Genomic DNA, 19,510 nt, shown 5'->3' with positions numbered 1-19,510 from the left:
CGGCATCGCTCAATTCTGGCTAGCGCCCAGCAGCATTGGCGCAAATAACGGGCTCAATCGGGCGCTACCGACATCCGACAGGTGATCCTCGTCCCGGTACTGCGAGTGACCGTTGACTTCAATGTTGCAAACGCCGTTCGCGCACATCATCGGCGTCGGGTCGATCACATGGACCCCCGGGTCAGCGGCGCTCATGGCGTCGAACAGCGTGCTGATGAAATGCTCGCGTGCCAGATGGTCTTCGAGCGGGCGACCCAGACCCTCGGCAGAACGCCCGATCCGCGCCAGGCTGGTGAGGCGGTTGACGCTGCCTTTGCGCTGCAGCGGTACATCCTTGAACAGCCAGACTTGCACGCCGGCTTCGCGCAGGGCGGCCACACGTGCCTTGAGCACGGCCGCCATGCGCTGTTCGGCCTGGGCGACATTGTCCCGGGAGTTGAGCAAAACATTTTTATCGCCGTCCTCGCGACCATAAATGTACAGGCTCCAGTTGGACGCCAGCACCACATCCTTTATTCCCAGACTGCGCACCTTGTTCATGGTGTGTTCGTTGAACTCGTTGCAACGCGCGCGCTGGTCATTACCGATAACCGGCGCGCAGGCGCTCATGCTGAACAGCCAGACAGGGCGGCCTTCGTGACGTGCATGGCTATCGATGGCCGGCAGCAGCGCAGCGGCGTGACTGTCACCCCAAACCATTTGAGTGGCCGGTACATCCTGATTGTCACCGAGCAGACAGGCCTTGTCCGGCACCGTGTCCTGGGTGACCAACATGCATTTCATCTGCCCGTTCCGCCATTCGCGGGACTGTGCATATTCCAGGGCCTTGCCGGTCAACCGCTGCGGAACACCGTCAGACTCGCGGATCATCGTGCCTGTCGTCGCCAGTACCACGATGGCAGCGACAGCCCCGGTCAACACCGCCTTACGGCTGGCGAGCAGACGCTTCTCCCGGAACGGCAACTCGACATAGCGCAGGCTCAGCCACGCCAGGCCCAGCGACAGGGCAATCCAGCCCAGCGCCTCCAGCGGCAGAATACCGTCGATGGAAATGGCGTTGGCGTAGACATAGACCGGCCAGTGCCACAGGTACAGCGAGTAAGAGAGCAAACCGACCCAGACCAGCGCACGCAGACTCAACAGGCGCGCCGTCCAGCTCGGCCCTTGCGCACCCGACCAGATCAGCGCCATGGTGCCCAAGACCGGCAACAGCGCGGCCCAGCCCGGGAACACGGTGGACTTGTCGAACGTGAACACCGCGACCAGCACCGCCGCCAGACCGGCGAGTCCCACCCCTTGGTAAACCCAGCCACGCACGGCCTGCCTTGGCGCCGGGATCACTGCCAGCATGGCGCCACAGAGCAGCTCCCAGGCCCGGGTTGGCAGCGAAAAGAAGGTGAATTCCGGTTTGTACCCGATGTGATGAATATTCAGGCCGAACGACAACAGCAGCACGGCGAACAACATCCAGCGCCAATGACGGGCATAACGAATCAGGGCTGCCATCAGCAACGGGAAGAAAATGTAGTACTGCTCTTCCACCGCCAGCGACCAGGTATGCAGCAGCGGCTTCAGATCGGAAGCAGGCTGAAAGTAGCCGTCCTCGCGCATGAACAGAATGTTGGAGATGAACAGCGACTGATAGCGCACCGTTCGTCCCAGTTCGGCAAAGTCTTTGGCTGTCAGCAGCAGCCAGCCGAACGCCAGCGTGACCAGCATCACCACGGTCAGGGCAGGAATGATGCGGCGGGCACGGCGCGCCCAGAAATCAACGAAGCTGAAACGCTGTGCACTGATTTCACGGAACAGGATGGTGGTGATCAGGAAGCCGGAGATGACGAAGAACACATCAACGCCGACAAAGCCGCCACTGAATGTATTGAATCCGAAATGAAAAAGTACGACGGGAATAACCGCCAGTGCCCGTAATCCGTCGATATCACGGCGATTGCCAAACGTGTGCATGAAAGCCCTTTCTCGTTTTTCGGATACAAAGTCCAAGGAAAGGGCGAAAGTTATCAGTCGTACAAATTTCAATCCAGATACAAATATACCGGTACAAAAAAAAGCGCCCTTGCGGGGCGCTCTTTTTAAACAGCTTTCGTCTTACTTGCGCTTCATCGACAGGAAGAACTCGTCGTTGGTCTTGGTCGTTTTCAGCTTGTCGACCAGGAACTCGATGGCAGCCACTTCGTCCATCGGGTGCAGCAGCTTGCGCAGGATCCACATGCGCTGCAGTTCGTCGTCGGCGGTCAGCAACTCTTCGCGGCGGGTGCCGGAACGGTTGATGTTGATGGCCGGGAAGACGCGCTTTTCCGCAATCTTGCGGTCCAGCGGCAGCTCCATGTTGCCGGTACCCTTGAACTCTTCGTAGATCACTTCGTCCATCTTCGAGCCGGTTTCAACCAGCGCGGTGGCGATAATGGTCAGCGAGCCGCCTTCTTCGATGTTGCGCGCAGCACCGAAGAAACGCTTCGGTTTCTCCAGGGCGTGGGCGTCAACACCACCGGTCAGCACCTTGCCGGAGCTCGGGATCACGGTGTTGTAGGCACGGGCCAGACGGGTGATGGAGTCGAGCAGGATCACCACGTCCTTCTTGTGTTCGACCAGGCGCTTGGCCTTCTCGATCACCATTTCGGCAACCTGCACGTGACGGGTCGGCGGCTCGTCGAAGGTCGAGGCAACCACTTCGCCGCGCACGGTGCGCTGCATTTCGGTCACTTCTTCCGGACGTTCGTCGATCAACAACACGATCAGGTGAACTTCAGGATTGTTCCGGGCGATGTTCGCGGCGATGTTCTGCAGCATGATCGTTTTACCGGCTTTCGGCGGTGCAACGATCAGACCACGCTGGCCTTTGCCGATCGGGGCGCACAAGTCGATCACACGACCGGTCAGGTCTTCGGTGGAACCGTTACCGGCTTCCATCTTCATGCGCACGGTCGGGAACAGCGGGGTCAGGTTCTCGAAGAGAATCTTGTTCTTCGCGTTCTCCGGACGATCGAAGTTGATCGTGTCGACCTTGAGCAGAGCGAAGTAACGCTCGCCTTCCTTTGGAGGGCGGATCTTGCCAACGATGGTGTCACCGGTGCGCAAGTTGAAACGACGGATCTGGCTCGGCGAGACGTAGATATCGTCCGGGCCGGCGAGGTAGGAAGCGTCAGCGGAGCGCAGGAAGCCGAAGCCGTCCTGGAGAATCTCCAGCACGCCATCACCGGAGATTTCCTCGCCGCTTTTCGCGTGCTTTTTCAGCAGGGAGAAAATCACGTCCTGCTTGCGCGAACGGGCCATATTTTCTATGCCCATCTGTTCGGCCAATTCGAGCAGTTCGGTAATCGGCTTTTGCTTGAGTTCAGTCAGATTCATATAGGAATGACGTAATCATTTATGGAGGGGGGAAATTAAGCTTTTGGCTTAATGAGGCCGCGCCGCGGAGAAGGCGACAGGATCGCGAACTTGTTCGAAAAGGAGTGCGTCGGCGACGGCTAGCAGGGGGCAGTGGAGAAACCAGTGCGGGGCCGAATGTACCACCTGAATTTCGGAGCGTCTAGCCCTGAATACGCAAAAAGCCCCGCAATTTGCGGGGCTTTTTCAGGGCACTTTGCAGCGACGCTTAGATGTTGGCGTCGAGGAAAGCAGCCAGTTGCGACTTCGACAGAGCGCCGACCTTGGTCGCTTCAACGTTGCCGTTCTTGAACAGCATCAGCGTCGGGATACCACGCACGCCGTGCTTGGCCGGGGTTTCCTGGTTTTCGTCGATGTTCAGTTTGGCGACGGTCAGCTTGCCTTTGTAAGTCTCGGCAATCTCGTCCAGAACCGGAGCGATCATTTTGCAAGGGCCGCACCATTCAGCCCAGTAGTCGACCAGTACAGCGCCTTCGGCCTTGAGTACGTCGGCTTCGAAGCTGGCGTCGCTAACGTGTTTGATAAGATCGCTGCTCATGGAATTCTCCAGGTTGTAAGCAAAAAAACGTGGCCCATCATATCCGCCCTTCCCTTGTTCAGGAAGCCGCAGATGATTGAGTCTTGCTATGGCGCCCCATGAGTCTGGGTATAGCTCAAGTCACGCGGTGGCGGGGGCGATGAAGGCGATCCCGGTGCGCAGTGCCGCGTTGCGCACATGCTCCTGCATGGCTTTCTGGGCGGCAGCGGACGCCCGGCGCGCCAGGGCACGAAGGATCTTGCGGTGCTCCTGCCAGGTTTCCATCGCCCGTTCGGCGCGGATGAACGGTAGTTTCTGACTCTCGAGAAAGATTTCGGCGCTGGCGGTGAGGATGCTCAGCATCGCCTGATTGCCGCTGGCCAGCAGAATGCGCCGGTGGAATTCGAAGTCGAGTTTCGCCGCGGCCTCGAAGTCCCCAGCCTTCAATTGCTCGCGCATCGCCGCGACGTTGTCCTCCAGCGCATCCAGATCGAACGTGCTCAAGGTCACCGCCGCCAACCCGGCGGCGAATCCCTCCAGTGCATAGCGCAACTGAAAGATATCCAGCGGCGAGGCCTGCGCCGCAAACGGCCAGCCCGGGGCATTTTCACCGTGCCCAAGTTCCACCGGCGCCTGCACGAACACGCCTTTGCCCGGCTGGATGCTGATCACGCCCAGCGCACTGAGCGACGACAGCGCCTCGCGCAACGACGCGCGGCTGACCCCCAGTTGCACCGCCAGGTCCCGTTGCGACGGCAACGCATCGCCCGCGCCGAAACCCTGTTCGGTGATCAGTTTGCGGATCGCTTGCAGCGCCACTTCGGGTACCGCACGGGAGATCGAGTTCATGGTTTTTCAGACGAGCCAGGCCAAGGTGCGGCTAGTTGTAAAGCTATTCGCCGGATCCGGCAAGTCGTGCCCCAGCGGGGTTCGGCGTCCGCTGTCGATGCGCTATCGAGGTGCGAAAAACCACCTGACTGTTCAGACCAGTAAGACCGAACAAACCCGGCAAACCCGCGGCCTGCCGGGGATAAATCCGGGTATTGGCACGGCGCGTGCTCTGTCCGATCGCAGAAAACACTTCCCGCCGATCCGGAGATTTGCCATGAGCCTGCGTTACAGCGCCCTCCTCACCGCCCTGTTTGCCAGCCTGATGCTGAGCCAGGCCCCCGCCCACGCCGACGGTCTGGACGACGTGGTCAAACGCGGCACGCTGAAAGTCGCGGTGCCCCAGGACTTCCCGCCGTTCGGCTCAGTCGGCCCGGACATGAAACCCCGTGGCCTGGACATCGACACGGCAAAGCTGCTGGCCGACCAACTCAAGGTCAAACTTGAACTGACCCCGGTCAACAGCACTAACCGCATCCCGTTCCTGACCACCGGCAAGGTCGACCTGGTGATCTCCAGCCTGGGCAAGAACCCGGAGCGCGAGAAAGTCATCGACTTCTCCAACGCCTACGCGCCGTTCTACCTCGCCGTGTTCGGCCCGCCGGACGCGGCAATCAGCAGCCTCGACGACCTCAAAGGCAAGACCATCAGCGTCACTCGTGGCGCTATCGAAGACATTGAGCTGACCAAGGTCGCCCCCGAAGGCGTGACCATCAAGCGTTTCGAAGACAACAACTCGACCATCGCCGCCTACCTCGCCGGGCAAGTCGACCTGATCGCCAGCGGCAACGTGGTGATGGTCGCCATCAGCGAGAAGAACCCGAAACGCGTACCGGCGCTGAAAGTGAAGCTCAAGGATTCGCCGGTCTACGTTGGCGTGAACAAGAACGAGCCAGCGCTGCTGGGCAAGGTCAACGAGATCCTCGCCACCGCCAAGGCTGACGGCGCGCTGGAGAAAAACTCGCAGACCTGGCTCAAAGAGCCGCTGCCGGCCGATCTCTGATCGATCGCGCGGGAGACAATTGATGGCTTACCAGTTCGATTTCATGCCGGTGCTGCAAAACACCGATCTGTTGCTGCGCGGCGCACTGTTTACCCTGGAACTGACGGCCATTGGCGCGCTGTTCGGGATCGGCGTGGGCATTGTCGGCGCGCTGGTGCGGGCGTGGAACATCCGCCCGTTCTCGGCAATCTTCGGCGTCTACGTCGAGTTGATCCGCAACACGCCATTCCTGGTGCAACTGTTCTTCATCTTCTTCGGCCTGCCCTCGCTCGGAGTGCAGATTTCCGAGTGGCAGGCGGCGGTGCTGGCGATGGTGATCAACCTCGGTGCGTATTCGACCGAGATCATCCGCGCCGGCATCCAGGCGATTCCGCGCGGACAACTGGAGGCCGCCGCCGCACTGGCGATGAGCCGTTTCGAGGCGTTCCGTCACGTGATCCTGCTGCCGGCACTGGGCAAGGTCTGGCCGGCCCTGAGCAGCCAGATCATCATCGTCATGCTCGGCTCGGCGGTGTGTTCGCAAATCGCCACCGAGGAGCTGAGCTTCGCCGCCAACTTCATTCAATCGCGCAACTTCCGCGCCTTTGAAACCTACGCGCTGACCACGCTGATCTACCTGTGCATGGCGCTGCTGATCCGCCAACTGCTGAACTGGGTCGGTCGCCGCTATATCGCGAGGAGCAGCCGATGAGCGACTTCACCTTCTGGGACATCCTGCGCAACCTGCTCACCGGCCTGCAATGGACGCTGGCGCTGTCGCTGGTGGCGTTCATCGGCGGCGGCCTCGTCGGGCTGCTGATTCTGGTGATGCGCATTTCGAAAAACCGCTTGCCGAGCAACATTGCCCGCACCTGGATCGAGCTGTTCCAGGGCACACCGTTGCTGATGCAACTGTTTCTGGTGTTCTTCGGCGTGGCGCTGGCCGGGATCGAAATCTCGCCGTGGATGGCCGCGGCGATTGCCTTGACGCTGTTTACCAGTGCGTACCTGGCGGAGATCTGGCGCGGCTGCGTCGAAGCGATTCCCAATGGTCAGTGGGAAGCCTCGTCGAGCCTGGCGCTGAATCCACTGGAGCAGTTGCGCTACGTGATCCTGCCGCAGGCGCTGCGCATCGCCGTGGCGCCGACCGTGGGTTTCTCGGTGCAAGTGGTCAAGGGCACTGCGGTGACCTCGATCATCGGTTTCACCGAGCTGACCAAGACCGGCGGCATGCTCGCCAACGCCACCTTCGAACCATTCATGGTCTATGGCCTCGTCGCCCTCGGCTACTTCCTGCTCTGCTACCCCTTGTCGCTCAGTGCGCGCTACCTGGAAAGGAGACTGCATGCCTCTGCTTAGAATTTCCGCCCTGCATAAATACTACGGCGATCACCACGTGCTCAAAGGCATCGACCTCAGTGTCGAGGAAGGCCAGGTGGTGGCAATCATCGGCCGCAGCGGCTCGGGCAAATCCACCCTGCTGCGCACCCTCAACGGCCTGGAGTCGATCAACGACGGGGTGATCGAAGTCGACGGCGAATACCTCGACGCCGCCCGCGCCGACCTGCGCAGCCTGCGGCAGAAAGTCGGCATGGTGTTTCAGCAGTTCAACCTGTTCCCGCACCTGACCGTCGGCGAAAACGTGATGCTCGCGCCGCAGGTGGTGCAGAAAGTGCCAAAGGCCAAGGCTGCGGAGCTGGCGCGCAAAATGCTCGAACGCGTGGGCCTTGGAGAGAAATTCGACGCCTTCCCGGATCGCTTGTCTGGTGGTCAGCAACAGCGCGTGGCGATTGCCCGGGCATTGGCGATGTCGCCGAAAGTGTTGCTGTGCGACGAAATCACCTCGGCGCTGGACCCGGAACTGGTCAACGAAGTGCTCGCTGTGGTGCGCCAACTGGCCAAGGAAGGCATGACCCTGATCATGGTCACCCACGAAATGCGCTTTGCCCGGGAAGTCGGTGACAAACTGGTGTTCATGCACCATGGCAAGGTGCATGAGGTGGGGGATCCGCAGGTGTTGTTCGCCCATCCGCAGACGGCAGAGCTGGCGAATTTCATTGGGACGGTCGAAACGACAGCCTGAAGGATTTGCAGTGGCTGTAATAGCCTCTTCGCGAGCAAGCCCGCTCCCACAGGGTTCTGCGGCGGAACATGATTGTGTGTTCGACACAAAAACCTGTGGGAGCGGGCTTGCTCGCGAATGGCCGCGCCGCGGTCTCAAGCTTTTATGCGCAGGATCAACGGTTTGAGCCATGCGCGTTGGCGCCAGCGTTTGATCGTGGCACGATGGCGGGGTTATCGACCGAGACCCCCAGACCATGCCGCAATCCAAAGCCAAGAATCTGTCCCTGATCGCCGCAATCGACCTGGGCTCCAACAGCTTCCACATGGTCGTGGCCAAGGCCCAGAACGGTGAAATCCGTATCCTGGAGCGCCTCGGAGAGAAAGTGCAGCTCGCCGCCGGTATCGACGATGAGCGCCATCTCAACGAAGAATCGATGCAGCGTGGCCTCGACTGCCTCAAGCGTTTCGCCCAACTGATCAACGGCATGCCGCTGGGCGCCGTGCGGATCGTCGGCACCAACGCCCTGCGCGAAGCGCGCAATCGCCTGGAATTCATCCACCGCGCCGAAGAAATCCTCGGCCACCCGGTGGAAGTCATCTCCGGCCGTGAAGAAGCGCGGCTGATTTATCTGGGCGTTTCGCACACCCTCGCCGACACCCCGGGCAAGCGCCTGGTGGCCGACATCGGCGGCGGCAGTACCGAATTCATCATCGGTCAGCGTTTTGAACCGCTGCTGCGCGAAAGCCTGCAAATGGGCTGCGTCAGCTTCACCCAGCGTTACTTCAAGGACGGCAAGATCACCCCGGCCCGTTACGCCCAGGCGTATACCGCGGCACGGCTGGAGATCATGAGCATCGAACACGCCCTGCACCGCCTGACCTGGGATGAAGCCATCGGCTCCTCGGGCACCATCCGCGCCATCGGTCTGGCGCTGAAGGCCGGCGGGCATGGCACCGGCGAAGTGAATGCCGAAGGTTTGGCATGGCTCAAGCGTCGTCTGTTCAAACTGGGTGATGTCGACAAGATCGACTTCGAAGGCATCAAACCTGACCGCCGGGCGATCTTCCCCGCAGGTCTGGCAATTCTCGAAGCGATCTTCGATGCCCTCGAACTGCAACGCATGGATCACTGCGAAGGCGCGCTGCGTGAAGGCGTGCTCTACGACCTGCTCGGACGCCATCACCACGAAGACGTGCGCGAACGCACCCTGACTTCGCTGATGGAGCGTTACCACGTCGACCTGGAACAGGCCGCGCGGGTAGAACGCAAAGCCCTGCACGCTTTCGATCAGGTCGCCAAAGACTGGGAACTGGACGACGGCATCTGGCGTGAACTGCTGGGCTGGGCGGCGAAAGTCCACGAAGTCGGCCTCGACATTGCGCACTACCATTATCACAAGCACGGCGCCTACCTGATCGAGCACTCGGATCTGGCCGGGTTCTCCCGCGAAGACCAGCAAATGCTCGCCCTGCTGGTGCGCGGCCATCGCCGCAACATCCCCAAGGACAAGTTCGCCGAATTCGGTGACGACGGCGACAAGCTGATCCGCCTCTGTGTGCTGCTGCGCTTCGCGATCCTGTTCCACCACATCCGTGGCACCCAGGCGATGCCGCAAGTGACGCTGCATGCCAAGGGCGACAACCTCGACGTGGAGTTCCCGGAGAATTGGCTGGATGAGAATCAGCTGACTCAGGCCGACTTTGGTCTCGAAGCCGACTGGCTGACGCGGGTTGGCATTGTCCTCACCGTGCACTGATCCTCGTGGCGAGGGAGCTTGCTCCCGCTGGGGCGCGAAGCGGCCCTTTCTTTTAAAGCGTGGGCCTGCTGCGCAGTCCAGCGGGAGCAAGCTCCCTCGCCACAGGTGGGTGAACGACAGGCACAAAAAAGGCGATCCGCAAGGATCGCCTTTTTATTGGGCTGAAGGTCAGCTGCTCACCGGCAGAATCGGGCTGCCCAGCCGCTCCAGCAACGTCGCCTGCGCACTGCGCGGGTTCTGGTTGCCGGTTGGCGTGTTGCGGATGTAACGGCCATCCGACTGCAGGCTCCAGCTGTGGGTGTTGTCGGTCAGGTACAGCTCCAGCTCTTTCTTGACGCGGGTCAGCAGCTTCTTGCCTTCCACCGGGAAGCAAGTCTCGACGCGCTTGTCGAGGTTGCGCTCCATCCAGTCGGCGCTGGAGAGGAACATCTGCTCCTCGCCACCGTTGAGGAAGTAGAACACCCGGGTGTGCTCGAGGAAGCGACCGATGATCGAGCGCACATGGATGTTGTGCGAAACCCCGGCGATGCCCGGACGCAGGCAGCACATGCCACGCACCACCAGATCGATGCGCACGCCGGACTGGCTGGCCTTGTACAGCGCGCGGATGATCTTCGGATCGGTCAGCGAGTTGAACTTGGCGATGATGTGCGCCGGTTTGCCATCGAGGGCGAACTGGGTCTCCCGGGCAATCATGTCGAGCATGCCCTTCTTCAGGGTGAACGGCGCATGCAGCAGCTTCTTCATGCGCAGGGTTTTACCCATGCCAATCAACTGGCTGAACAGTTTGCCGACGTCTTCGCAAAGCGCGTCATCGGAGGTCAGCAGGCTGTAGTCGGTGTACAGACGGGCGTTGCCGGCGTGGTAGTTACCGGTGCCGAGGTGCGCGTAACGCACGATCTCGCCGGCCTCGCGACGCAGGATCAGCATCATCTTGGCGTGGGTCTTGAAGCCGACCACGCCGTAGATCACCACCGCACCGGCCGCTTGCAGACGGCTGGCCAGTTGCAGGTTGGACTCTTCGTCGAAGCGTGCGCGCAGTTCGATGACCGCGGTCACTTCCTTGCCGTTACGCGCGGCGTCCACCAGCGCATCGACGATTTCCGAGTTGGCGCCGGAACGGTACAGGGTCTGGCGCACGGCCAGAACATGCGGATCTTTGGCGGCTTGGCGCAACAGGTCGACCACCGGAGTGAACGACTCGAACGGGTGCAGCAGCAGGATGTCCTGTTTGCTGACGACGCTGAAAATGTTCTCGCTGTTCTGCAGCAGTTTCGGGATCTGCGGGGTGAACGGCGTGTATTGCAGCTCCGGGTGGCTGTCCAGGCCGGTGATGCTGAACAGACGGGTCAGGTTGACCGGGCCGTTGACCTGATACAGCTCGGTCTCGCTCAGGTTGAACTGCTTGAGCAGGTAGTCCGACAGGTGTTTCGGGCAGGTGTCGGCGACTTCCAGACGCACCGCATCACCGTAGCGCCGCGAGAACAGCTCGCCACGCAGAGCGCGCGCCAGGTCTTCGACGTCTTCGGAGTCGAGTGCCAGGTCGGCGTTTCGGGTCAGGCGGAACTGGTAGCAGCCCTTGACCTTCATGCCCTGGAACAGGTCATCGGCGTGGGCGTGGATCATCGACGAGAGGAACACATAGTTGTCGCCCGGGCCGCCGACTTCTTCCGGAACCTTGATGATCCGTGGCAGCAGGCGCGGTGCCGGGATGATCGCCAGACCGGAGTCGCGACCGAAGGCGTCGATGCCTTCCAGTTCGACGATGAAGTTCAGGCTCTTGTTCACCAGCAACGGGAACGGGTGCGTCGGGTCGAGGCCGATCGGGGTGATGATCGGTGCGATCTCATCGCGGAAGTAGCGGCGCACCCAGGTCTTGATCTTGGTCGTCCAGTGACGGCGACGGATGAAGCGCACCTGATGCTTTTCCAGCTCCGGCAGCAGGATATCGTTGAGAATCGCGTACTGGCGGTCAACATGACCGTGCACCAGCTCGCTGATCCGCGCCAGCGCCTGATGCGGTTGCAGACCGTCGGCACCGGCCTGTTCGCGGGCGAAGGTGATCTGCTTTTTAAGGCCGGCGACGCGGATCTCGAAGAATTCGTCGAGGTTGCTGGAGAAGATCAGCAGGAACTTCAGCCGCTCCAGCAACGGATAGGACTCGTCCAGCGCCTGTTCCAGCACGCGGATGTTGAACTGCAGTTGCGAGAGCTCGCGGTGGATGTACAGGCTGCTGTCATCCAGCCCCGGGATCGCAATCACTGGCGCCGCCGCGACGGGTTCGGTGACCGGCGCGGGTGGCGCAGGCTCCAGTTCCGGCGGGGTTTCGGTGATTTGCTCCACCACCGGTTGAGCTTCTTTTACTGCAGTTTCAGTGAGTCCTTCGGTATTCATCGAATGTTCCTGGGAGGGCTATTTCTGCTCTCGTAACAATTGAGCGGCACGGACAGCAAAGTAAGTCAGGATGCCATCAGCGCCGGCACGTTTAAAGGCGGTCAGTGATTCGACAATCACCGCCTCGCTCAACCAGCCATTCTGGATCGCCGCCATGTGCATGGCGTATTCGCCGCTAACCTGATAGACGAAGGTCGGCACCTTGAAGGCATCTTTTACCCGGAAAAGAATGTCCAGGTACGGCATGCCGGGTTTGACCATGACCATGTCCGCGCCTTCAGACAAGTCCGCACCGACTTCGTGCAGCGCTTCGTCGCTGTTGGCCGGGTCCATCTGATAGGAGGCCTTGTTGGCCTTGCCCAGATTCGCTGCCGAACCCACGGCATCGCGGAACGGCCCGTAATAGGCGCTGGCGTACTTGGCCGAGTAGGCCATGATCCGCACGTTGACGTGACCGGCCAGCTCCAGCGCTTCGCGGATCGCCTGGATGCGGCCGTCCATCATGTCCGACGGCGCCACGACCTGAGCGCCGGCTTCGGCGTGGGACAAAGCCTGTTTGACCAGTGCGTCGACGGTGATGTCGTTCTGCACGTAGCCGTCTTCGTCGAGAATGCCGTCCTGACCGTGGGTGGTGAACGGATCAAGCGCGACGTCGGTGATCACTCCCAATTCCGGGAAACGCTCACGCAAGACGCGGGTGGCGCGCTGGGCGATGCCCTGCGGGTTCCAGGCTTCGGCAGCGTCGAGGGATTTCAATTCGGTTGGCGTGACCGGGAACAGCGCCAGCGCCGGGATCCCCAGTTCGACCCATTGCGCCGCCTCTTCAAGCAGCAGATCGATGGTCAGACGTTCGACACCGGGCATCGAGGCCACGGCTTCGCGACGGTTTTCACCCTCAAGCACGAACACCGGCAGGATCAGGTCATCGACCGTCAGTACGTTTTCCCGAACCAGCCGGCGCGAAAAATCATCACGACGGTTGCGGCGCAAACGCGTGGCTGGGAACAAACGGTTGGCAGGGGTAAAGCTCACGGCAGACTCCTGAGCCCGCGCAAACGGGCGAGCGTGACAGTTATAAGCGGCCATTATGACCAACAGATTACAGTTGTGCGCACCCCGTGACATGTAGCCGCATTCCATTGTCAGCGTAGGAATTGTTCACGTCGAGACACATTTCGACACTTTCCTGAATGTGTCCGAAGGGTTAGGCTGCGCGTTCATTTCGCCAGCACCCAGACAATGCTCCAACAATTTCTGCATGACTTCGGCTACTTTGCCTTGTTCCTCGGCACGTTCTTCGAAGGCGAAACCATCCTGGTGCTCGCAGGCTTCCTCGCGTTCCGTGGATACATGGACATCAACCTGGTGGTGGTCGTGGCGTTCTTCGGCAGCTATGCCGGCGATCAGCTGTGGTACTTCCTGGGGCGCAAGCACGGGCGCAAATTACTGGCGCGCAAACCGCGCTGGCAGATGATGGGCGACCGCGCGCTGGAACACATCCGCAAGCACCCGGACATCTGGGTCCTGAGCTTTCGCTTCGTCTATGGCCTGCGCACGGTGATGCCGGTGGCGATCGGCCTGTCGGGGTATCCGCCGGGACGTTATCTGCTGCTCAACGGCATCGGTGCGGCAATCTGGGCCACCGCCCTCGCGGCCGCTGCCTACCACTTCGGTGCGGTGCTCGAAGGCATGCTCGGCAGCATCAAGAAGTACGAACTGTGGGTGCTCGGCGCGCTGTTGGTACTGGGTGTCGGCCTGTGGCTGCGTCGCCGCTTCAAGAATGCGCGCCTGGCCAAGCAGGTTTACGCCGACGAGCAAGCCGCAAAAGCGGCGCACCTGCTTCAAGCGGAGCAAACCAAACCCGCCGAACCTAAGACGCCAGCCGAGTAACGCGCTGGCGACAGCCATACAGCCCGATGCCGCTGAGCAGGCTGTAACCGAGCAAACCAGCCCAGGCCAACGGGCTGGCCGGCCATAGCCCGAGCAGCGGCGCCAGCCACACCAGCGGCAGGTTCGACGCCAGCCGCAGCAGCTCGACCGACAACGCCCATGGGCGACTCTCCAGCGCCACCCCCAGCACAAACAACCCCCACGCCACCGCGCCCCACCCCAGCAGCAACGCGGAGATCGGCAGATGCTGCGCCTGCCCCATCAGGTAACTGCCCAGCGCGATATAGACGCAGAACTGCAACGCCACATACCACTGACGGCGGCTGTCGAGCGGCACTTCGAATTTGCGGAAGCGGCTCAGGTCCGGTTTGTTCAGCGGGTACTTGGCCGCGACATCCGCCGGACGCCAGCCAGTGCGCATGAACCAGATTCGCAGCTTGTCCCACGGGCGTTCGGCGCGGCGGGCGTCGTCCCACAACTGCGCATAAAACTGCACATTGGCCCACAGCGGATTCCAGCTCGCCAGCGGCGTGGTCACCCCGAATATCACTGGCTCGTTGTCGTCCTCTTCCTGGAACGTGCCGAACAGCCGATCCCAAAGAATGAACACCCCGCCGTAGTTGCGATCCATGTAGAGAGCGTTCTGTGCATGGTGGGCCCGATGATTGGATGGCGTAACGAAGAACCACTCGAACCCGCCGAGCTTGGGAATGTGCCGGGTGTGCACCCAGAACTGATACAGCAGATTCATCGCCGCGACGCTGACAAACACCAGCAGCGGCACGCCGAGCACGGCCATCGGCAAATAGAAGATCCAGCCCAGCAGAAACCCGGTACTGGTCTGGCGCAACGCCGTGGAGAGGTTGTACTCCTCGCTCTGGTGATGCACCGAGTGCGCGGCCCAGAGAATGTTGCGCTCATGGCCCAACCGGTGCAGCCAGTAATAGCAGAAGTCATAGAAGACGAAGGCCAGCACCCAGACCCAGAGGCTGTCGGCCGACAACCTGATCAGCGCCAGATGATCCAGGGCAAACGCATACGTCAGCAGCCCAAACCCCTTGGTCAACAGGCCGGTGGTGGTCGACAACACCCCGGCGCTGAGGCTGTTGACCGAATCGGCGAGGCGATAGTGGCTGGTCCCGCGCCAGCGATCGGCAAGCAGCTCGGCGGCCATCAGCACGAAGAAAAACGGCACTGCATACAGAATGAAGTCCATGGCGCGCCCCGGTCGGATTCTATGGACAGATCCTAGGTGTAGCCGCCCTTTCCCCCTATGGCAACGCGCGACAATTTAGTGGACATTTAGCGCCATGAATCTGGAGAGAAACCCATGAGCAAAAAAGTTGCAGTGATCCTGTCCGGCAGCGGCGTGTACGACGGCGCCGAGATCCACGAGAGCGTCATCACCCTGCTGCGCCTGGATCAACGTGGCGCGCAGGTGCAATGCTTCGCCCCGAACATCGCGCAATTGCATGTAATCAATCACCTGACCGGTGAAGAAATGCCCGAGACGCGCAATGTGCTGGTCGAGTCAGCGCGCATTGCCCGCGGCAACATCAAGGACATCCGCGAGGCCAACGTCGATGACTTCGACGCGCTGATCGTGCCTGGCGGTTTTGGTGCGGCGAAGAACCTCTCGAATTTCGCCGTCGAAGGCGCCGGCTGCAGCGTGCAGCCGCAAGTGCTGGAACTGGCCGAAGCGTTCGCCGAAGCGGGTAAACCGGTGGGCCTGATGTGCATCTCGCCGGCGCTGGCAGCGAAGATCTACGGCCCGGGCGTGACCTGCACCATCGGCAATGACGCCGACACTGCTACCGCGATGAACAAGATGGGCGCCACCCACGAAGACTGCGCAGTGACCGACATCATCGAAGACAAGGCACGCAAACTGGTGACGACCCCGGCTTACATGCTGGCGCAGAACATCAGTGAAGCGGCTTCGGGGATCAACAAACTGGTCGACCGGGTGCTCGAACTCACCCACGAAAACGATGTTTGATCTCTGACTGCATGCAGAGCGAAATGTGGGAGCGGGCTTGCTCGCGAAAGCGGTGTGTCATTCCAATCAATGTTGTCTGATACGACGCCTTCGCGAGCAAGCCCGCTCCCACATGGGATTTGTGTTTGGCTCAGGGTTTGCGGATCAGCCGCGTGAGGATGCGGTCCAGCGCATTGGCAAACGCCTGCTTCTCGCGCTCGCCGAACGGTGCCGGGCCGCCGCTGATCTGGCCCTGTTCGCGCAGGTCGGTGAACAGGTTGCGCACCGCCAGGCGCTCGCCCATGTTCTGCGCGTCGAACTCCTTGCCGCGCGGATCCAGCGCCGCCACGCCCTTCTTCACCAGACGATCGGCCAGCGGAATATCGCTGCAGATCACCAGCTCACCGGGCACCGCGTGTTCCACCAGATAATCGTCCGCCGCATCCGGGCCGCTGGGCACCACGATCAGTTTGACGATGGCCAGCCCCGGTTTGGTCTGCGGCTGTCCAGCCACCAGCACCACTTCGAACTGGCGCTTGAGGGCGAACTTCACCACCAGATCCTTGGCGGCCCGGGGGCAGGCGTCGGCATCGATCCATACACGCATCTTCTTTTCCTCTCTTAAAAGCATCGCGGGCAAGCCACGCTCCCACAAGGTTAACGCTAAACCTGTGGGAGCGGGCTTGCCCGCGAATGTGAGCGCCAGCGAATGCTTTTTAAGCGACGACCCGCCGCTTCTCGGCCATCCGGCTGCGCCCATACAACACAACAATCGCCAGAATCGCCAGCGCCTGCGCCGTCAGGGAATAGGCATCGGCATGAATCCCCAGCCAGTCGAATTCAAGGAACGCCACTGGCCGCGTGCCAAAGATCCCGGCTTCCTGCAGCGCTTTCACGCCATGCCCGGCAAACACCACCGACAACGCACAGAGCAGACCGGCGTTGATGCTGAAGAACAGCGTCAGCGGCAGTTTCGCCGAGCCACGCAGGATCACCCAGGCCAGACCGATCAGCAGCACCAGCGCCGTCGCACCACCGGCCAGCACCGCGTCGTGCCCGGCGGGGCCGGCCTGCAGCCACAGGGTTTCGTAGAACAGGATCACTTCGAACAACTCGCGGTACACCGAGAAGAACGCGAGGATCGCGAAGCCGAAACGCCCGCCGCCGCCCACCAGACTCTGCTTGATGTAATCCTGCCAGGCCGCCGCGTGCCGCCGGTCGTGCATCCACACGCCGAGCCACAGCACCATGACGCTGGCGAACAGCGCCGTAGCGCCCTCAAGCAGTTCCCGCTGCGAGCCGCTGACGTCGATCACATACGCCGCCAGCGCCCAGGTACCAAGCCCGGCGAGCAGCGCCAGGCCCCAACCGATGTTGACGCTGCGCACTGCCGACTGCTGGCCGGTGTTGCGCAGGAACGCGAGGATCGCTGCCAGCACCAGAATCGCTTCGAGGCCTTCGCGCAGCAGAATCAACAGGCCGGAAATGAAGCTCAGCGACCAGCTCAGGCCATCGCTGCCGAGCAGTTCGGCGGACTCTTTCAACTTGCCCTTGGCCGCGTCCAGGCGCTGCTCGGCTTGCGCCACCGGCAAGCCGTCCTGCAACGACTGACGGTAGGCCATCAGCGATTTTTCGGTGTCCTTGCGCACGTTGGCGTCGACGTTATCCAGCGAGCTTTCGACCAGTTCAAAACCTTCCAGATACGCCGCCACCGACAGGTCATAGGCCTGATCGTGATCGCCGGCGCGATACGCCGCCAGGCTCTTGTCCAGCGTGGCGGCGGTGTAATCGAGCAACTGCGCCGGGCCGCGCTTGACCTGCGGTGGCTGGGCGCGCTGAGCACGGAAGGTCGCCGCCGCTTGCGGGCCTTCGGCGGCCTGCACCTCGGCCGGGGTCTGGCGCGCCAGATCAGCGATGTTGAAGGTCTTGTCGGACTTGGCTGCGGCCGGGTCGGCACTGAAACCGGCAATGTAGGTCGCCAGATCCCAACGCTGACGGTCGTCCAGTTGATCGGCGAACGCCGGCATGTCGGTGCCTTCGACGCCTTGGCCGAGGGTGCTGTAGATCGCGTACAGGCTCAGGTGATCGATGCGTGCGGCATCGCGCAGATTGGCCGGTGGCGGCGTCATGCCGAGGCCCGCCGGGCCGTCGCCGGCACCGCTGGCGCCGTGACACACCGAGCAGTTCTGGGCGTACAGCGGCGCGCCCCGGGTCGGATCGGGAGTGATGATCGGCGCCTGGCTGACTTCATACGCCACCGCCAGTTGCGCCCCCAGTTGCCGGGCCTGACGCGCGACTTCAGCGCCGTCCTGCTTCGCGGTGATAGCCGCATGCAGAGCCTCGACGCCCTGCTCCAGCGCCGCCTTCTCCGGTTTGGCCGGCAGGCCGCCGATCAACCCCTGCAGCACTTGGGTGAATTCCAGTTGCTCACGGTACTCGCCGTCGTCGACGACCTTGCCCGCCTCGACCGTCGGCGGGTAGTCGGCGCTGATGTAATCGAGCAGGTGCAGCGCCTGCGGGGCGCCTTCCACGGTGTCGGCCAGCAGGCTGGAACTGCTCAGGGCCAACAGAGGGAACACCAGCCAGGCCAGGAATCGGGACGCGGCAGTCATGAATGAGTCTCAAATGGAAATGCGAAGTTACATATTGTTCACTTCGAACGCTTTTCACTCAAGCTCTGTCGATGTCTCGTGGCGTTTTAACGCAGCGCGACGGGTGTATTGCGGTAATGCTCCAGCATGAATTCGACGAACACCTGCACCTTCAGCGCGACATGCCGGGCATGCGGATAGAGCGCGTAATAGTGGCGCTGCCCCAGGTTGTAGTTGGGCAGGATCTGCACCAGCCGACCACTGAGCAGATCCTCCTGCACCGTGGCCCGGGTGAACGCGGCGATACCGACCCCGGCCAGCGCGGCAGCATGCAACGCACTGATCGAATCGGCCTTGAAGCGGCCCTGCGCGCGCACGCTGCTGGTGAGCCCGCGCGCATCGGTCAGCGTCCAGTCGCTGCCACCGGCAAACGCCAGCAACTGATGCTCGGCGAGTTCGCGCACCAGACGCACCAGACCATTGCGCGCCACGTAAGCCGGCGAAGCCACCAGCAACATGTCCGAGACGGTCAGCAACCGCGCCACCATGGATGAATCGGCCAAGGGTCCGCAGATGCGCAGGGCTACATCGAAGCCCTCGGCGATCAGATCGACGAAACGGTCATCGCAGGACAGGTCCACCTCAATCTCGGGATAGCGCTGCTGGAATGCCGGCAGCCAGCTCGCCAGTTCCAGCGTACCGATCACCATCGGTGCACTGATGCGCAGCACACCGCTGGGGCTTTCATGTGCCTGACCGACCGCCAGCGCGGCTTGATCGAGGCGTTCGAGAATGTCCACGCACGCCGCGTAATACTGCTGCCCCGCCGTGGTCAGGTTGAATCCTCTGGTATTGCGATTGATCAGCCGCGTGCCCAGTTCGCTTTCCAACTGCTGCAACTGTCGGGAGATCGTCGAGTGGGTGGTGTCGAGGCGCTCGGCAGCGGCGCTGAACCCGCGACACTCGACGATGCAACGAAACGCGCGCATGGCTTGCAGTTGATTCATTGAAGTCCCGCAATGGTTAAGCGTCAGGCCAGCAAGG

At 61.7% G+C, this 19,510-nt stretch carries 17 protein-coding genes; 7 read left to right on the top strand and 10 right to left on the bottom strand.

The genetic code is table 11. From position 1 onward, the window contains the following. Positions 1 to 9: 9 nt before the first annotated feature. From M0814_RS11430 to M0814_RS11415, 4 genes are all read right to left on the bottom strand, one after another. Complete coding sequence (locus M0814_RS11430; RefSeq protein WP_103483653.1) at positions 10 to 1,965, bottom strand: acyltransferase family protein; 1,956 nt, start codon at positions 1,963 to 1,965, stop codon at positions 10 to 12. A gap of 141 nt (positions 1,966 to 2,106) precedes the next feature. Beyond that, positions 2,107 to 3,366 (bottom strand): transcription termination factor Rho, encoded by a 1,260-nt coding sequence (gene rho / locus M0814_RS11425; protein ID WP_003229334.1) that lies wholly within the window; start codon positions 3,364 to 3,366, stop codon positions 2,107 to 2,109. A 247-nt stretch (positions 3,367 to 3,613) separates the two neighbouring features. Beyond that, entirely contained in the window at positions 3,614 to 3,943 is a 330-nt protein-coding gene (gene trxA, locus M0814_RS11420; protein ID WP_003206727.1) for a thioredoxin TrxA, read from the bottom strand. Positions 3,944 to 4,063: 120 nt separating this feature from the next. Then, positions 4,064 to 4,771 (bottom strand): FCD domain-containing protein, encoded by a 708-nt coding sequence (locus M0814_RS11415; RefSeq protein ID WP_045122669.1) that lies wholly within the window; start codon positions 4,769 to 4,771, stop codon positions 4,064 to 4,066. 256 nt (positions 4,772 to 5,027) lie between these two features. On the opposite strand from M0814_RS11415, the gene M0814_RS11410 reads away from it, so the two are divergent. The 5 genes from M0814_RS11410 (at position 5,028) to ppx (ending at position 9,613) form a co-directional block, all read left to right on the top strand. Next, positions 5,028 to 5,813: a transporter substrate-binding domain-containing protein gene (locus M0814_RS11410; RefSeq protein WP_103483654.1), complete on the top strand. Its 786-nt coding sequence runs from the start codon at positions 5,028 to 5,030 to the stop codon at positions 5,811 to 5,813. Positions 5,814 to 5,835: 22 nt separating this feature from the next. Next, complete coding sequence (locus M0814_RS11405) at positions 5,836 to 6,504, top strand: amino acid ABC transporter permease (protein WP_103483655.1); 669 nt, start codon at positions 5,836 to 5,838, stop codon at positions 6,502 to 6,504. Then, positions 6,501 to 7,151: an amino acid ABC transporter permease gene (locus tag M0814_RS11400; protein WP_103483656.1), complete on the top strand. Its 651-nt coding sequence runs from the start codon at positions 6,501 to 6,503 to the stop codon at positions 7,149 to 7,151. Before M0814_RS11405 ends, M0814_RS11400 begins: the two co-directional genes overlap by 4 nt. Further along, positions 7,138 to 7,875 carry an amino acid ABC transporter ATP-binding protein gene (locus tag M0814_RS11395; protein ID WP_103483657.1) on the top strand — a complete coding sequence of 246 codons (738 nt, stop codon included), beginning with the start codon at positions 7,138 to 7,140 and terminating at the stop codon, positions 7,873 to 7,875. Before M0814_RS11400 ends, M0814_RS11395 begins: the two co-directional genes overlap by 14 nt. A 235-nt stretch (positions 7,876 to 8,110) precedes the next feature. Next, the gene (ppx, locus tag M0814_RS11390) at positions 8,111 to 9,613 is read left to right on the top strand and encodes an exopolyphosphatase (protein ID WP_003229345.1); all 1,503 of its coding nucleotides are present in this window, start codon (positions 8,111 to 8,113) and stop codon (positions 9,611 to 9,613) included. 168 nt (positions 9,614 to 9,781) lie between these two features. Here the strand turns inward: ppx and ppk1 are convergent, their stop codons facing one another. Beyond that, on the bottom strand, positions 9,782 to 12,007 hold the full coding sequence (gene ppk1 / locus M0814_RS11385) for a polyphosphate kinase 1 (protein WP_003229347.1): 2,226 nt from the start codon (positions 12,005 to 12,007) through the stop codon (positions 9,782 to 9,784). A gap of 18 nt (positions 12,008 to 12,025) precedes the next feature. Further along, positions 12,026 to 13,039: a porphobilinogen synthase gene (gene hemB / locus M0814_RS11380; protein WP_103483658.1), complete on the bottom strand. Its 1,014-nt coding sequence runs from the start codon at positions 13,037 to 13,039 to the stop codon at positions 12,026 to 12,028. A gap of 207 nt (positions 13,040 to 13,246) precedes the next feature. On the opposite strand from hemB, the gene M0814_RS11375 reads away from it, so the two are divergent. Continuing rightward, on the top strand, positions 13,247 to 13,897 hold the full coding sequence (locus M0814_RS11375; protein WP_003229351.1) for a DedA family protein: 651 nt from the start codon (positions 13,247 to 13,249) through the stop codon (positions 13,895 to 13,897). Here the strand turns inward: M0814_RS11375 and M0814_RS11370 are convergent. Beyond that, on the bottom strand, positions 13,878 to 15,113 hold the full coding sequence (locus M0814_RS11370; protein ID WP_103483659.1) for a sterol desaturase family protein: 1,236 nt from the start codon (positions 15,111 to 15,113) through the stop codon (positions 13,878 to 13,880). The two genes, M0814_RS11375 and M0814_RS11370, sit on opposite strands and share 20 nt — an antisense overlap. A 114-nt stretch (positions 15,114 to 15,227) precedes the next feature. On the opposite strand from M0814_RS11370, the gene elbB reads away from it, so the two are divergent. Continuing rightward, positions 15,228 to 15,896, top strand: a complete 669-nt coding sequence (gene elbB / locus M0814_RS11365; protein WP_103483660.1) for an isoprenoid biosynthesis glyoxalase ElbB — start codon at positions 15,228 to 15,230, stop codon at positions 15,894 to 15,896. A 130-nt stretch (positions 15,897 to 16,026) separates the two neighbouring features. Here the strand turns inward: elbB and M0814_RS11360 are convergent, their stop codons facing one another. From M0814_RS11360 to M0814_RS11350, 3 genes are all read right to left on the bottom strand, one after another. Beyond that, a complete protein-coding gene (locus tag M0814_RS11360; RefSeq protein WP_103483661.1) occupies positions 16,027 to 16,482 on the bottom strand; it encodes a YaiI/YqxD family protein in 456 nt (151 codons plus the stop codon). A 109-nt stretch (positions 16,483 to 16,591) separates the two neighbouring features. Continuing rightward, entirely contained in the window at positions 16,592 to 18,487 is a 1,896-nt protein-coding gene (locus tag M0814_RS11355) for an FTR1 family protein (RefSeq protein ID WP_103483662.1), read from the bottom strand. Between the two features lie 86 nt (positions 18,488 to 18,573). Next, the gene (locus tag M0814_RS11350; protein ID WP_103483663.1) at positions 18,574 to 19,473 is read right to left on the bottom strand and encodes a LysR family transcriptional regulator; all 900 of its coding nucleotides are present in this window, start codon (positions 19,471 to 19,473) and stop codon (positions 18,574 to 18,576) included. Positions 19,474 to 19,510 lie beyond the last annotated feature (37 nt).

Origin of the sequence: Pseudomonas sp. MWU12-2020 (assembly GCF_023100605.1) — a bacterium.
GTDB classification, from domain to species: Bacteria; Pseudomonadota; Gammaproteobacteria; order Pseudomonadales; family Pseudomonadaceae; genus Aquipseudomonas; species Aquipseudomonas fluorescens_H.
Note: the sequence above shows the minus strand (reverse complement) of the source record. Positions and strands in the feature narration are given on the sequence as shown.